This window comes from Ruegeria sp. F12 (assembly GCF_056533885.1).
This window is the reverse complement of record NZ_JBQFOV010000008.1, coordinates 89,837-103,549: the sequence shown is the minus strand read 5'-3', so window position 1 is coordinate 103,549 and position 13,713 is coordinate 89,837. Positions and strand designations below refer to the sequence as shown.

Genomic DNA, 13,713 nt, shown 5'->3' with positions numbered 1-13,713 from the left:
ACGTTGGCATGATTTGTTTCACCGGAAAAATAGTATTAAAAGACAAACATCATCATAAATTCAGAGATAAAGATGCCGCTAACCCTTAAGGCCATGGAATATTTCACAACCGCGCTGCGTCATGGCAACATTGCCAAAGCGGCGGCGGAACTGAACATTGCTGCCTCTGCAGTATCCAGCGCGATTGATCAGGTCGAGGCAGAATTTGATCTTACACTTGTGATCCGCCAACGCGCGCGTGGTATTCAGCCGAACGCAGCGGGACGCGACGTGGCGCGGAAATGCGAGCATTTGTTGGAAGACTACCGGTCACTTCTAATTGAGGGCGCGGAGTTGAAGCAATCGCATAGTGGAACGCTTAGGGTAGGCTACTATGCTCCCATCGCCCCAGCGTTTCTACCGCAGATTTTTGATACGTTCTTGTCTCACCGCACAGGTGTCACGCTCGAATTGCAAGAATGTAACAATGATGAAGTACAGGACGGGCTGCTCTATGGGACATACGATGCCATTTTGTTTGTCGCAGAGGGTGTAAGGCCCTCCATCGAATTTACCCCCCTCATCACAGCACCGCCGTACTGCTTGCTGCCACAGTCCCATCCATTGGCAGACCAAGATGCAGTCACGATGGCTCAGATTTCAAAGGAACCTTTGGTTGTGCTGAACCGCCCCTTGGCCGCTTCCTATTACAAAGGTCTGTTTCAATCCCGCACAAGGCAAGTGCCAATCGCGGCCTACGCGAACTCGACCGAAATGGTACGCAGTCTTGTGGCAGCGGGGAGGGGATGCGCAATCCTAAATATGCTGCCTTTAACGTCCGAGACGTATGTTGGTGCGCCTGTCGTCGCGCGCCCGATTTCAGATACTTTGCCGCCACTAACGCTGGCCCTCGGCTACGACAGTGCGCGTCCAAGACGGATCGTTCAAGAATTCGCTCAAGCTTGCCGAGATTACTTCTCTGAATCCGGGTCAACACAATGCGTTGTCTTGAGCTAGTCCTAGACAGGCGACCATTGGGGCGCATGCAGCGAAATGACGTAGTGTCCGCATAGCGGTCCCTCAGACAGATCGTAGCGAAAGACCGCACCGAGCCCGTCGCTTACCTTGGAGTACAGGGGTGAAACTGGTTGTTTAGCGCACCAAGCTAGGAGGCGATAGCAGTGCTGTGATACAAAAGGACTGAAGGCTCGGAACAAGACTCCCTGCGCTCATTGTGTCAAATCGGTCTAAGGTCTCAGTATCGAGCTGGTTCAATACGCTTTTTTGGACAAGAAAGTGTCTCAGTATGATTGAGTTCAGCAGGTCTCCACTTTTAGATAGCGTTGCCGCTTGGCTGATGGGGTGCGGTCTTCGCGATACCAAGGCCGAGGATGTGGTGCGAGGCTTTGGCAACCGTCTGGTTTCCGCTGGTGTCCCTGTTGCTCGGATCAACGTCGGGGGCATGGTCCTGCACCCAATTTTTGGCGCTTTGAATGTGCTTTGGACGGTCCGCGACGACCAAGCCAAAGTCGAACTAACGCCCAGAGACCAGCTTGCGACACCTGGATTCCGCAATACACCTTTTTTCGATTTGGCGCATAACGGCGGTTCCTATCGGCGTTACAAATTGGAGGATGGGTCGGTCGAGGCCAGTTTTCCGATCCTGGAAGAGCTTCGTTCAGATGGCGCAACGGACTATCTGGTTCAGTTTGAAAGCTATCATCGCGATGACGCTAGCCGCTGGTCGGATTTTCCGCCTGGAATGGAGGGCGTTATGATGTCGATTTCTACACGGCGTATAGGCGGATTTAGCGACTCTGAAATCAACTATATCCGAGCACTCATGCCTGCCCTTGCACTGGTTATAAAAAACGCTCAATCGCGCATTCTTGCGCAAGGTCTCATGGATGCCTACCTAGGAAGCTACTCTGGAAACCGTGTCTTGGATGGTGTAATCGAGCGCGGCGATGGAGGGGCAATCGACTGCATTTTGTTTTATTGCGACCTTAGAAACTCCAGTCGGATGGCAGAAGACATGCCATTGGATAGATATCTGGCGTTAATTAACGACTATTTTGATTGCACGGCCGGGGCAGTAGAAGATCACGGCGGTGAGATCCTTAAATTTATCGGCGACGCTGTTATGGCAATCTTCCCAGTAGACGAAAAGTCGAGGCCGGCAGTCGACATGAGCCGTGCCGCATTGTCTTCAGTGTTGGAGTGCTTAGCTCGCGCGAGGGAAAAGAACATCATTTGGCAAAAGTACGGCGGCAGAATTGAATTTGGAATTGCCTTACATCGGGGTTCCGTAATGTATGGAAACGTCGGCACGGAACGTAGGCTGGATTTCACCACGATTGGCCCTGCGGTAAACCAAGTCAACCGGCTTGAGGGTCTGTGTAAGTCTCTTAAAACACCTTTGGTAATGTCCTCGGAATTCGCAGCAGATGTTGCAACGCGGCTTGAGCCCTTGGGGCAACACCAGCTAGCAGGTATGTCGCAATCAACAAAGGTCTTTACGCTTCCAGAGTTCGCACCACCCGTCCATAAAAGTAGCTCAATTAATCGATCCAAATGAACGATTTATTTGATCTTAAGTTAGTAACTTCGGATTTCTGCAACAAATGATGAACGGATGCTTTGTCCGCAAACCAGACTTTTAGTAGATTTCAGCGAACGTCCGCTGCCGTTCAATGCAGACCTTCAGGCGAAATTTCTCGGAATGACCACCAACAATGACCGCTTTCCGTTCCAAATCAGACCTTCACTCCATTGACCCCATACTGCGGCGCGGCCTAGCAAACCAACCGCATGCTGCGCGCGCAATATCAGCCAAAGACCGAATTGCGGACAACTTGCCAATTCGCCGGTAACTAAAACGACCGCTATCGGAAATTGACCGGCCCGAAAAGTTTGGCTCGTTACATGGCTTGGCGTTTGCGTTTTTCCTGCAGGGCTATTGAACAGTTTCGAAAACCCGATCTTGTCTTGGAGAGCGCCCGAACTTGCGGGCATATTCTCTTGAGAATTGAGCCGGGCTTTCATATCCAACCCCGTAGGCAATCTCTGATATCTTTGCTCCGGTAGATTGAAGCTCATTGCGGGCATGAAGCAGACGCAGGTCTTTCTGGTATTGTAGCGGTGATGTTCCCGTTACCGCCTTGAACTGCTCGAAGAAGGCCGAACTGCTCATACCCACACGCCCGGCAAGCTCTCCGACAACAAAAGGATTGGCCAGATCTGACCGGATTTCGTGTGTCGCCGCGAGAATCCTGCTAGACGTGTTTTCGTGCCACACCAGTTTTTGAAGCGTGCCGCCATGTTGCCCGATCAGCAGGCGGGCATGGATTTCCCTAGCCGTGATCGGTGACAGCATGTGACGCGTCTCTTCGGTTTCGCACTGCTGAAAATACCGCAACAGGGCGCTTTTCATGTCATCATCGGTGTCAGCCAGGCAGATCGAAAATGGATCCGACACGCGTTTACTAGAAGATTGAGGCAGTGAGGATGCCAGACCGCGCACGAGATCCAGATCAAGGGGGAACACGAGCGCAACGTAGGGACGTTCAGGTGTGGCCTCGGTAATCCTTGAGACAACCGGCAGTACGTTGCTGACGATCAGCGACTGCCCTGCCTGTACGGAGAGCGTTCTGGTACTGGTCCCAACCTCTTTGGCGCCTTGTAAAACTGCGCACAACAGCGGGCGGTAGACATTTGCGTCATGTTGAGTGGTCGAAGGATGGGTGAGAAAAACCGCCCCGCTTTCCTTATGTGTCAAGACACCCTGCGCGACGCCCGCGTGGTCAAGCAGATCCCGAACATAGTCCAATAGTGTATGAGGTCTCATGAATGCCTCCAGTCGTTGCCCTCATCGCTAGCACGGAATAAAAATGACTATTACTGAAAACGCTTACTTGTGGAGAATTAGGCAAGAAAATTGGAAGATTTAGAAAGATACATCCTCTTTTTTGTGACTATTGTATGCTTATAAACTTGCGGAGCAACAATGTGAAAACCATTCTGATCACCGGGGCGTCATCCGGTATTGGCGCAGCAACCGCCCGACATTTCCAAGCGAATGGTTGGAATGTCGTCGCTACTATGCGCAACCCTGCAGGCAGCACCGATCTTGGGGCTTTGGAAAACGTGCATCTGACCCAACTGGATGTGACGGATGCGGGCTCAGTTGCAACGGCCGTTCGCGATGGCATCGAACGGTTTGGCCAGATTGATGTTTTGTTGAACAATGCGGGTTACGGCGCCTACGGTGCACTAGAGGCCTTTTCGATGGATCGCATCCGACGTCAGTTTGACACCAACGTGCTTGGTTTGATGGAAGTGACCAAAGCGGTTCTGCCTCATTTCCGCCAGAACCGGTCAGGCACGGTCATAAATATCTCGTCCATCGGAGGACAGATTACATTTCCGCTTGGCGCGCTCTATCATGGTACCAAGTTCGCAGTAGAAGGGCTGTCCGAGGCGCTGCATTACGAATTGGAACCCCTTGGCATCCAAGTTCGTATTGTCCAACCAGGCATGATACGGACGAACTTCGGCGGCAGCTCTTTCGATTTCGCGATGGATGAGAACCTGTCGGATTACGCGCCTATGGCCGAAGCCATGGGGCGTCTTTTTGGCAAACTGGCCGCGAACCCTTCTGAACCAGAAACGGTCGCGCAAGTCATTTGGGATGCGGCCAACGAGACCGGAAACCGCCTGCGTTTTCGCGCAGGGCCCGATGCCGAAGAATTGCTGAACGCGCGCAAACAACAGGATGACGAGACGTTCATTGACGGCCTCAAGCAAAAGATGGCGCCCTGAAGGACCCTTTAGTCATTCGCAGAAAAAAGGGATGCTCCATGTACCGAAAAGCAATCGAAAAAGGTGGCCTGGCTGTTGTAACCGGGGCCGCAAGCGGTGTCGGCAAGGCCGCGGCCCAACGATTTATTCAAGACGGCTTGGGGGTTGTGCTGGTCGATCTGGCGGGCGAGGCCTTGGACAGAGCTGAGGCAGAATTGCGCGATCAGGCCGGGGCGCCCGCAATTGTTCAGGCGGTTCCGACGGATGTTAGCGACGCCAAAGCTGTGAATGCCTTGGCAGATCAGGTCTTTGCGCTCGGTGAGGTGGCTGTCCTGATGAACAATGCCGGTATCGCAGTGCCGTCCGGCAGCTGGGAAAACGCGGAAAACTGGCGCAAATTGTTTGAGGTCAATCTTTTTGGCGTCATTAACGGTGTCCATGCTTTTCTTCCGCGTATGATTAAGGCGGCGCGTCCGGCAGTAGTGATAAACACTGGGTCAAAACAGGGCATCACCACACCACCCGGAAACCCCGCTTACAATACCAGCAAAGCTGCTGTGAAGGTCATGACAGAAATGCTTGCGCATGATTTGCGGCAAGCCGAAGCGGATATCACCGCCCATCTGTTTGTGCCGGGATTTACCTATACCGGTATGATTGAAAAGTTTTTGCCGGAAAAACCTGCCGCAGCCTGGACAAGCGAAGAGGCCGTTGACTATCTGCTGAGGCGCATGTCGGACGGGGACTTCTATATCCTCTGCCCTGACAACGATGTGTCAGAAGAACGCGACCGCAAACGGGTTGAATGGGCCATGGGCGATATCATCAACAATCGCCCGGCTCTTTCACGCTGGCATCCCGATTACGCGGATGCCTTTTCGACGCACGAGGTCTCGTAATAGTCAAACTAGACAAGATGCGGCCATAAACACACCGAGGGTGCTGGTGGATGGGGCGAGTAAGACCGTTGTGTATCTGACAGGGTCAACACCGAAACTTGAATCTGATCGGACAAAACCGGGGGATGTGGTCGGACACTCGTACGAACCACAGTATCAATTACTTTGGGATCGTTGCTGGCCTGAAGGGTTTACAACAATGGCCAAGATAACTTTGCCCCTTAGGATAAAGGATCGGCCCATTTCGGTCATTCGCCAGAGTACCTCAACGCTGCGGACGTTGCCCGCATTGCGGACATTGACCACAACGCAAAGGATTGCACAGTATTGAACAGGCATAACCTCCAATTCCTTCGGTCGCCGGTCTATTTGGGATAGGTCAGCTCACGAAAATCGCCATTCCAATACGCCAGCGGTTTAGTCTCAGAGCTTTCGGCGCGTTCGACCTTGCCGATCAGAATGCGGTGCGTGCCGAATGAGACTGTCTGAATATGCAGGCATGTGAAGATTGCGGCAGCATTTGACAGGACCGGCAGGCTCGTCCGTTGGTCAATCGTCCAATGTTCAGAGGTAAAACTACGCTGATCCGTAAGGTCGGGGGCACCGGCGAACGCAAGCGCCAGCATGTCATGCTGAGGCGCGATATAGTTCACGCAAAAGATCCCGTGTTCCTCAATCATGCCCAGAATGCGGCTTTTCTTGTTGATGCAGATCAGCACTGCAGGTGGTGCTGCCGTCAGGGAGCAGGCTGCGCTGACGGTCGCGCCATGCGGGCCGTGCTCGCCGCTGGTAGTGACAATTGACACAGGCGTCACCGCCTTGCGCATTGCGGATGTAAATTCAGTAGGGTCCAGCATGTCGCCTCCGTCGGTCTCAGGCATTTCTGTGGCGGCGACCGCCTTGAATACAAGAACGAATTGCTTAAGCTTTGCCTAACAAAAACTTATGCAGGCCTGTGATGCGACGCGCCCTTCGAAACAAACTGGATCATCTTCGCCCCGGTGCTTTGTCGAAACTGGAACCTGTTGGCTTTGACAGCAACCGAATGCGTCGCCCGCTGCCGCCGTTGCAGACCCTGATCGCATTCGAAGCCGCCGCGCGGCTGCAGAGCTTTACGCTGGCCGCGGCGGAACTAAACCTGACACAACCGGCTGTCAGCCAGCAAGTCAAGCTGTTGGAGCATCGACTAGGCGTCAAACTCTTCCGTCGCCGCAACAACATGATCCTGCTGACCGAACAAGGTGAACAATTTGCCGAAGACGTGGCCGAGATCCTAAATACGCTGGGGGAAAGCGTACAGAACCTGGCCCCGGACGCCGGGCGGACGACGCTGACGGTTAGTCTGCTGCCCTCGTTTGCGTCGACATGGTTTGCAGCGCGGGCGCACCGGTTTGTGACGGCCAACCCTACGGTCGATTTGATCACTCTGTCGACCGTGGCAAAGACAGGCTTTGGCCAAGAGGATGCAGATGTCGCCATTCGTTGGGGGCCAGGCGGGTACGAGGACGGGTACGAGGAACGCCTATTCGGCGAGAAGCACATACTTGTGGCCTCTGCGCAAACGGCCGAAACGTTGCGCGACATGTCGGACATCAATGCGCTGGCGGATCGCCCCTTTCTGCACGACACAAATTACAGCGAGTGGCGCGCTGTGATCGAGAAAAATGGCGGTGATCCTGCGGCGTTCGAACGGGGGGCCTTTTTCGGCGACAGCAGTGCCACGGTGAACGCCATTCTCTATAGTCAAGGCATTGGCGTTGTGCGCGATGTGATTGCCCGGCATCTGCTGGTCTCGGGGGCTTTGGTGCAATTGCCATTCGAACCGGTCAAGGGGCCGTATTCCTACCACTTTATCTGCCCCGAACGGCGGGTAGAACAACCGCGCGTTCAGGCCTTTCTGACTTGGTTGCGGAAGGAGGCACAATCTCCATAAGAAATTCTTTGCCACTGGTAAAGGATTCAACATTTGGTGCTTTGCCAGCTTTCCGACAAACTGCACAGACCAAGTGATGTAGCCAGACCGGAGCCCCAACGACATGGAATTTTCGTTGTTCAACCTGATGACCAAGCCTGTTGATGGCTCGTCGCATGCGGATGTGTTCAACCAGATGCGCACCATGACGAAAATGGTGGATGAGGCAGGCTTTGACGTCGCCTGGTTCGCCGAACATCACCTATCGAACTATTGCATCTCGCCCTCGCCGCTGATGACAGCCGCGAACATGGCTGCCCACACCAAACGGATCAAGGTCGGCCCTGCGGTGGTGGTGATGCCTTTCTACGAACCCTTGCGTTTGGTCGAAGATATCTGCCTAGCAGATCAACTGACCGAGGGCCGTCTGGTTCTAGGTCTGGGCACTGGCTATCAGCCCCGCGAATTTAAGAAATTCGGATTCGATATCGACGACCGTCTGATGCGCGGGCTGGAAATCTGGGATTGCATCGAACAGGGCGTCTATGGCGGCGTGATCGACTTTCAGGGCGACCACATTCAGATCAGCGACGCGGCCCTGTCCATCGCTCCGGTTCAAGATCGTATCCGCACCTTTGCCGTCGGAAACGCACCAGAGATGCGCCAGAAGATGATCGACTACGGGGCCGAAACGCTGACCACGCCGGCTATCGGACCAAACGCGATCGTGGGCACTGCGCGGCGGTTGTACAAGGAAACGCGCATCGAGAACGGCCTGACGGGGGATGATTTCCCCTTTGCGGTGCAGCGCTATGTCTATGTCGCTCAGGACAAAGACGATGCCCGTGCGGCAGCCGAGCAGGTGCTGATCCATGCCCGCATGGCCAACAACATGCGCCGCGCCGAACCGCTGATGGAGGGCGCGGACCTCAAGATCGTACCCTTCGACAACGAACCGGATATCGACACGGTTCTGCAGCGCGCCATCATTGGCGATGCCGAAGACATCACGCAACGTCTCGTGGCCGAAGCGCGCGAGTTTGGCATCACGCATCTAAGCGTCTTCATGCAGATTGCTTCGATCCCCTTTGCCAACACCCTGCGCTCGCTCGAGGTGTTCTGCGATCAGGTCATGCCTGCGGTGAATACCGCGCTTGCGGCGGATAAGGCGGCCCTCGCCTCATGAGAGGGCCGAATTTCTCGCTGGCTGGCAAAACCATTCTGATCACCGGGGCCGCACGCGGATTGGGTGCGGCGATGGCACATGCCTGCGCCGCGCAAGGTGCGCAATTGTGCCTACAAGACATAAACGGCGAGGCCCTCGAAGCCACAGCAGACGGCTTACGCGCGGATGGAGCAACTGTCCGAACGGCCGCTTTTGACCTAACCGATTTCGACGCCTGCACCGATTGGGTGCAGGGTATCGACCCGATCTGGGGTCTGATTAACAATGCCGGAATCACCAATCACGGGCACGTACTGGACCAGACGGTTGGTGACTACCGCTCGATCTATGATCTGCATGTCTTTGCACCCTTTGTACTGGCGCGTGAAGCGGGCCGAGTGATGCGTGCCAATCAAGGGCCTCAGCGAGGGCGGATCGTTTCGATCTCGTCCATTGCCGCCACACATCCGCGACCGGGGGTCGGCAATTATGCCTCGTCCAAAGCGGCCGTCGCAGGTTTGACTCGGTCGCTAGCGGCGGATTTCGGTACGGACGGCATCTGCGCCAACGCCATTGCACCCGGCTATGTCCTGACCGAGATGAACCGTAAAATCCTGGGCGACGAAGGTTTCGTGCGCCGAATTGAAAACCGGACACCAGCAGCGCGGTGGGCGGATCCAGCGGAAATCGCGGCACCTGTGGCTTTTCTGATGTCCGAGGCCGCCTCTTACATCAACGGGCAATTGATCGCCGTTGACGGCGGTATGAATGCCTTTTTGCAATCCAATGAGGGATGACTGATGAAACGGTTGGAAGGAAAAGTCGCCCTGGTGACGGGTGCGGGATCCATGAAGGGTGGCATGGGCAACGGCAAAGCCACCGCCATTCGTCTCGCGCAGGAAGGCGCACGGATCTGTGCCCTGGATTTGCATCTGGCCGCGGCTGAGGAAACCTGCAAACTGATCCGTGCCGAAGGGGGCCGCGCCGTTGCGCTGGCCGCCGATGTCACGCAGGAAGATCAGGTTCAATCATCAATTGCTCAATGCCTGTTCGAATTCGGCCAGATCGACATTTTGCAAAACAATGTCGGAATCCTGAAAACCGGCGGCGCCATGGACAGCACAGTCGAGGATTGGGACATGCTGGTGCATGTGAACATGAAGGCGGTCTTTCTGCCAACAAAGCATGTTCTGCCTCATTTTGTGGATCGCAAGGGGGGAGTTGTGACCAACATTTCCTCGATCGCCGGGCTGCGTTATCTGGGCACGCCCTATATTGGCTATAACGCCACCAAAGGGTCGATCATTTCCTTCACCCGCAATCTGGCAGCGGAAATGGCACCACATGGAATCCGCGCAAACGCGATTCTGCCGGGCTTTATCGACACACCAATGGCGCGCGATATCACCGAACAGAATGCAGAAGACCCCGAGGCAATTGACTGGGATGCGCTGGACAAGCAGCGCGCAGCACGCATCCCGCTGGGCCGAGTGGGCATCCCGTGGGATGTGGCCAACGCCGCCGTGTTTCTGGCCAGTGATGATGCGTCCTATATCACCGGCACTGAAATTACCGTCGACGGCGGCGTTTCATGCCGCGTGTAGAGGGACGATCAAGCCGCGCCACACGGGTATTGAACCAGAAAGCAGTGCAGACACGCCTCGCGCCAGCTGCATGCGTGTTTGAAACCGCTTGAAGTGCTGGACCCTGACGCGATCGCCTATCTTCAGCACTACCGCTTCGGAACCCCTGCGATGTATGGGCAATATACCGACTCGATCTCGAAAAAATCCAGCACACTAATGACAGGCATCCCCGAGGTCGCTTTGATCACGACAGCAATCGGTCAGCCTGCATGCAAACTCGACGTGCCTTGGCGAACCTCTTCTAACCATGTGTCCCCGAAGTCCTTTTGACGCGCAATCGGGCTATGAAACGGCTACAACCTTTACGTCTCGGGGCCAAACCTGGTGCTGCATTCCGGAGGCAGGGATACGGGTCGGCTGGCCATCTGCGATGGCAAGTTCATCGCCAAGTACGCACAAAACCAGTTGATGGCGCGACATGCGGACGGGACATCAGTAGACCGGTTCGATGAGGCGCTTCAGCCCATGCGGCGGGTCGGACCAGTTGCGCGCTATCTCAGCGACCGTTTTACATTGGACCTTTTTCGCAGCGCCTTATTTGGACGGCGTCGTTTGTAAAGAACTGGATGCCTATGTTGCGCGTCGGGAATGAGAACATCAGTTACCTGCGCATTGATGCGTTTCTTGTTCGATGATATCGCAACGAGCCCACCGCAGCGCAGGCAGTTAGCCGAGTTTTTGGTGACAGTACACGGCTCCTATTCCGCCAAACTGACTGCCTGATAAAGCTTCCGAAACCTCGCCAACCGCTTGAACAATAGTGGCATATCTGCGGGCTCGAACCTGTCCGATGTTGGTGGCTGAAGCGCAAGATCAGCTATATCCAAAGCCCCATCACCACAAGCTGCCAACCGAGCTGCACCATAAGCCGGACCGGCATCAGCTCCGGCCGATCGCACAATTGGCTTTCCGGTCACAGTCGCGATCAACCTCAACAGAAGATCTGATTTGCTGCCTCCTCCTATCGCTGCGAGCTCTGGCAATTCTTCTATAGTGTCACCGAAACTCTGCGCCGCATCGGCAAAGCAGAAAGCAATCGCCTCCACCACGGAACGGCAGATGTCTGCGCGCGTTGTGGAATCCTCCAGGCCAAAGAAACAGGCTCGGATATGCGGATCGCCGTGAGGGCTGCGTTCTCCCGTCAGATAAGGCAGAAAAATTGGCACACGGTCCCCGCTGACCGTTTCGGCAAGCGCGACAACTTCGGCTTCGGAAAGCCGCAATTGGCCACCTATCCAGGAAATTGGTCGCGCGCCGTTCAGCATCGCCGCCATTTGGTACCATCGGTCGGACAGTGTGTGCGCAAAAGCATGCACATAGCGTTCAGGGTTTGGCTTGTAGCTTCGATCTGCCACAAACAGCTGTCCAGAAGTCCCCAAAGAGACAAATCCCCGGCCCGGTTCGGTGGCGCCCAAAGACACCGCCCCGGTTGCTGCATCTCCACCTCCGGCAACGACTGGCGTGCCGGGTTTCAAGCCGGTCTCGGTCGCCGCTTGTGGTGTCACAGACCCGACGACACTATGACCATCGTATACCTGCGGCAGCCAATCCAAAGCTACATCTGTGGCTTCGGCGATACCGGCGTGCCAGCCACGCGACGCCTGATCGAGCCACATTGTCCCGGCGGCATCGGACGTATCAGTTCCCAATTCGCCATGCAGCCGTAAACCGATGTAGTCCTTGGGAAGCAGGATGTGGCCCAGTTGGGCATAGTGCTTTGGCTCATGCTGTTTTAGCCATGTAACCTTAGGTGCGGTGAAACCCGGCAAAGGAAGGACCCCAGCGATTTTACCAATCTGCGGCAAGGCCTGTCGCAGATCGTCGCATTCCCGCGCCGCCCGGCTGTCATTCCACAGGATTGCCGGGCGGATTGGGCGCAGATCGCGGCTCAGCAAAACGGCCCCGTGCATCTGACCTGACAACCCGATGCACTTCACCTCCGACAGCGTAACTTGCCCAGAAATTTGGCCTAAGGCGTCGCGTGTCGCCTGCCACCAAAGATCCGGGTGCTGCTCTGACCAACCGGGTTTAGGAGAGGAAGTCTTTATACTCACCGAAGACGTTGAAAGAATTCGGCTGGAATCCGCGCAGACAAGCTTGACCGCTGACGTACCGATATCGATCCCGAGATACATTCAAACCCCTTACCTGCACAAAAGTCCGGAACTTGTCTTGCTATTGATCTTTTTAGCGCGCGCAAAGAATATGTAAAAATAGGATAAGATCAAGGCGGCTGAGATACGCAGGCAGACTGGCATGACCAAGATAAAGAATATGGAAGAGTTCGCAGCCCTCAGCGGGATCTCGCGCCCCACGGTGTCCAAGTACTTTCACGACCCAGACAGCGTTCGCCCAACTACACGGGCACGCATAGAAGAAGCGCTGGAACAGTTCGACTATCGCCCGAACATCTATGCTGTGAACCAGAACCGCAAGCTGACCAAGAATATCGGCATCGTCGTGCCCTACCTGGCCGATCCGTTTTTCGCTGAAATCGCGCGGTATCTAGAACAAAGCTGTATCGCAGCCGGGTACCGCCCGTTTCTGTTTAGCTCTCATGGCGAACAAAAACTGGAAAACGAAATCCTGGACGGCTTACAATCCTTGAAACCCGCGGGCGTTTTGTTGGCGCCTTTGGGACGTATCTCAGACAAGTCCGCTATTGAGAAATTCTGCGCCAGTGTGCCAACGGTTCTGTTCGACAGTAACCTCGATGGATTGGGCGCAGCGTTTATCGGGTCCGATAATTTCAGCTTTGTGTCCCAGACCGTAGAATACATGACTCGCACCGGCGAGCCGCCTTCGTTTTTCGAAATGCGGACACCTGCGAACCCCAATGCCAACAAGCGACGCAAGGCTTATGTCGACGTAATGGATCGGCTGGGTTTTGAGCCGCATGTGATCAAAATCGAAGGCACAGGTTGGGCCTTTGAAGAGATTGGCCGAAAGGGTGCGCTCAAGGCTTTGGATGAACGCAAGCTGCGCACGGATTCAGTTCTGTGTAGCAATGACCGATTGGCCATCGGCTTTCTGGCGGCGTGTTTCGAACAGGGGATTCGCGTTGGCAGGAAAGACGATTGTACACTGCGGGTGGCGTCGAACGACGATCATCCGTTTGCAAAATTCACCTGCCCGTCACTGACGACCGCCGCGCATGACTATGACAATGTGGCCGCGCGAAGTGTTGAAACACTTTTCGAACTCATTGAAAACGGTGGGAAATTCGAGAGCCGAACAGAAACTCTCTTCCCTGCGCGATTGGTGCTGAGGGAATCTGCATGACGATCTAAAATTAACGCGCGTAAAGTTTTT

12 protein-coding genes and 1 pseudogene are annotated in these 13,713 nt (G+C 55.0%); 10 read left to right on the top strand and 3 right to left on the bottom strand.

The window, feature by feature from the left end:
- The first annotated feature begins 72 nt into the window (after nt 1-72).
- Both ACR0CA_RS12625 and ACR0CA_RS12620 read left to right on the top strand, forming a co-directional pair.
- Complete coding sequence (locus ACR0CA_RS12625) at nt 73-996, top strand: LysR family transcriptional regulator (protein WP_170774024.1); 924 nt, start codon at nt 73-75, stop codon at nt 994-996.
- A 289-nt stretch (nt 997-1,285) separates the two neighbouring features.
- On the top strand, nt 1,286-2,557 hold the full coding sequence (locus ACR0CA_RS12620) for an adenylate/guanylate cyclase domain-containing protein (protein WP_480899359.1): 1,272 nt from the start codon (nt 1,286-1,288) through the stop codon (nt 2,555-2,557).
- A gap of 378 nt (nt 2,558-2,935) precedes the next feature.
- On the opposite strand, the gene ACR0CA_RS12615 is transcribed toward ACR0CA_RS12620, so the two are convergent.
- On the bottom strand, nt 2,936-3,757 hold the full coding sequence (locus tag ACR0CA_RS12615; RefSeq protein WP_480899357.1) for an AraC family transcriptional regulator: 822 nt from the start codon (nt 3,755-3,757) through the stop codon (nt 2,936-2,938).
- A 230-nt stretch (nt 3,758-3,987) separates the two neighbouring features.
- On the opposite strand from ACR0CA_RS12615, the gene ACR0CA_RS12610 reads away from it, so the two are divergent.
- Complete coding sequence (locus tag ACR0CA_RS12610) at nt 3,988-4,800, top strand: SDR family oxidoreductase (RefSeq protein WP_480899355.1); 813 nt, start codon at nt 3,988-3,990, stop codon at nt 4,798-4,800.
- 38 nt (nt 4,801-4,838) lie between these two features.
- Nucleotides 4,839-5,678 (top strand): SDR family NAD(P)-dependent oxidoreductase, encoded by an 840-nt coding sequence (locus ACR0CA_RS12605; RefSeq protein ID WP_480899353.1) that lies wholly within the window; start codon nt 4,839-4,841, stop codon nt 5,676-5,678.
- A 365-nt stretch (nt 5,679-6,043) separates the two neighbouring features.
- Here ACR0CA_RS12605 and ACR0CA_RS12600 read toward each other — a convergent pair whose 3' ends face one another.
- Nucleotides 6,044-6,535: a flavin reductase family protein gene (locus tag ACR0CA_RS12600; protein WP_480899351.1), complete on the bottom strand. Its 492-nt coding sequence runs from the start codon at nt 6,533-6,535 to the stop codon at nt 6,044-6,046.
- Between the two features lie 101 nt (nt 6,536-6,636).
- On the opposite strand from ACR0CA_RS12600, the gene ACR0CA_RS12595 reads away from it, so the two are divergent.
- The 5 genes and pseudogenes from ACR0CA_RS12595 to ACR0CA_RS12575 all read left to right on the top strand — a co-directional run bounded on the left by ACR0CA_RS12595 (nt 6,637) and on the right by ACR0CA_RS12575 (nt 10,959).
- Nucleotides 6,637-7,611, top strand: coding sequence for a LysR substrate-binding domain-containing protein (locus ACR0CA_RS12595; protein ID WP_170787007.1), 975 nt, complete (start codon nt 6,637-6,639; stop codon nt 7,609-7,611).
- A 103-nt stretch (nt 7,612-7,714) separates the two neighbouring features.
- Nucleotides 7,715-8,776, top strand: coding sequence for an LLM class flavin-dependent oxidoreductase (locus ACR0CA_RS12590; RefSeq protein WP_480505004.1), 1,062 nt, complete (start codon nt 7,715-7,717; stop codon nt 8,774-8,776).
- Nucleotides 8,773-9,552: an SDR family NAD(P)-dependent oxidoreductase gene (locus tag ACR0CA_RS12585; RefSeq protein WP_480899348.1), complete on the top strand. Its 780-nt coding sequence runs from the start codon at nt 8,773-8,775 to the stop codon at nt 9,550-9,552. Before ACR0CA_RS12590 ends, ACR0CA_RS12585 begins: the two co-directional genes overlap by 4 nt.
- 3 nt (nt 9,553-9,555) lie before the next feature.
- Complete coding sequence (locus ACR0CA_RS12580) at nt 9,556-10,359, top strand: SDR family NAD(P)-dependent oxidoreductase (protein ID WP_480899346.1); 804 nt, start codon at nt 9,556-9,558, stop codon at nt 10,357-10,359.
- A 93-nt stretch (nt 10,360-10,452) separates the two neighbouring features.
- Nucleotides 10,453-10,959: pseudogene (locus ACR0CA_RS12575) on the top strand (trimethylamine methyltransferase family protein).
- Between the two features lie 140 nt (nt 10,960-11,099).
- On the opposite strand, the gene xylB reads toward ACR0CA_RS12575, so the two are convergent.
- Entirely contained in the window at nt 11,100-12,536 is a 1,437-nt protein-coding gene (gene xylB / locus ACR0CA_RS12570; RefSeq protein WP_480899344.1) for a xylulokinase, read from the bottom strand.
- A gap of 121 nt (nt 12,537-12,657) precedes the next feature.
- Between xylB and ACR0CA_RS12565 the strand changes: the two genes are divergently transcribed.
- The gene (locus tag ACR0CA_RS12565; RefSeq protein ID WP_170787019.1) at nt 12,658-13,683 is read left to right on the top strand and encodes a LacI family DNA-binding transcriptional regulator; all 1,026 of its coding nucleotides are present in this window, start codon (nt 12,658-12,660) and stop codon (nt 13,681-13,683) included.
- Nucleotides 13,684-13,713 lie beyond the last annotated feature (30 nt).

Excerpts from the sequence above, each read along its gene's own strand:
- ACR0CA_RS12625 (WP_170774024.1), top strand. The coding sequence starts at position 73 with ATGCCGCTAACCCTTAAGGCCATGGAATATTTCACAACCGCGCTGCGT.
- ACR0CA_RS12620 (WP_480899359.1), top strand. The coding sequence starts at position 1,286 with ATGATTGAGTTCAGCAGGTCTCCACTTTTAGATAGCGTTGCCGCTTGG.
- ACR0CA_RS12605 (WP_480899353.1), top strand. The coding sequence starts at position 4,839 with ATGTACCGAAAAGCAATCGAAAAAGGTGGCCTGGCTGTTGTAACCGGG.
- ACR0CA_RS12600 (WP_480899351.1), bottom strand. The coding sequence starts at position 6,535 with ATGCTGGACCCTACTGAATTTACATCCGCAATGCGCAAGGCGGTGACG.
- ACR0CA_RS12595 (WP_170787007.1), top strand. The coding sequence starts at position 6,637 with ATGCGACGCGCCCTTCGAAACAAACTGGATCATCTTCGCCCCGGTGCT.
- ACR0CA_RS12590 (WP_480505004.1), top strand. The coding sequence starts at position 7,715 with ATGGAATTTTCGTTGTTCAACCTGATGACCAAGCCTGTTGATGGCTCG.
- ACR0CA_RS12585 (WP_480899348.1), top strand. The coding sequence starts at position 8,773 with ATGAGAGGGCCGAATTTCTCGCTGGCTGGCAAAACCATTCTGATCACC.
- ACR0CA_RS12580 (WP_480899346.1), top strand. The coding sequence starts at position 9,556 with ATGAAACGGTTGGAAGGAAAAGTCGCCCTGGTGACGGGTGCGGGATCC.
- xylB (WP_480899344.1), bottom strand. The coding sequence starts at position 12,536 with ATGTATCTCGGGATCGATATCGGTACGTCAGCGGTCAAGCTTGTCTGC.
- ACR0CA_RS12565 (WP_170787019.1), top strand. The coding sequence starts at position 12,658 with ATGACCAAGATAAAGAATATGGAAGAGTTCGCAGCCCTCAGCGGGATC.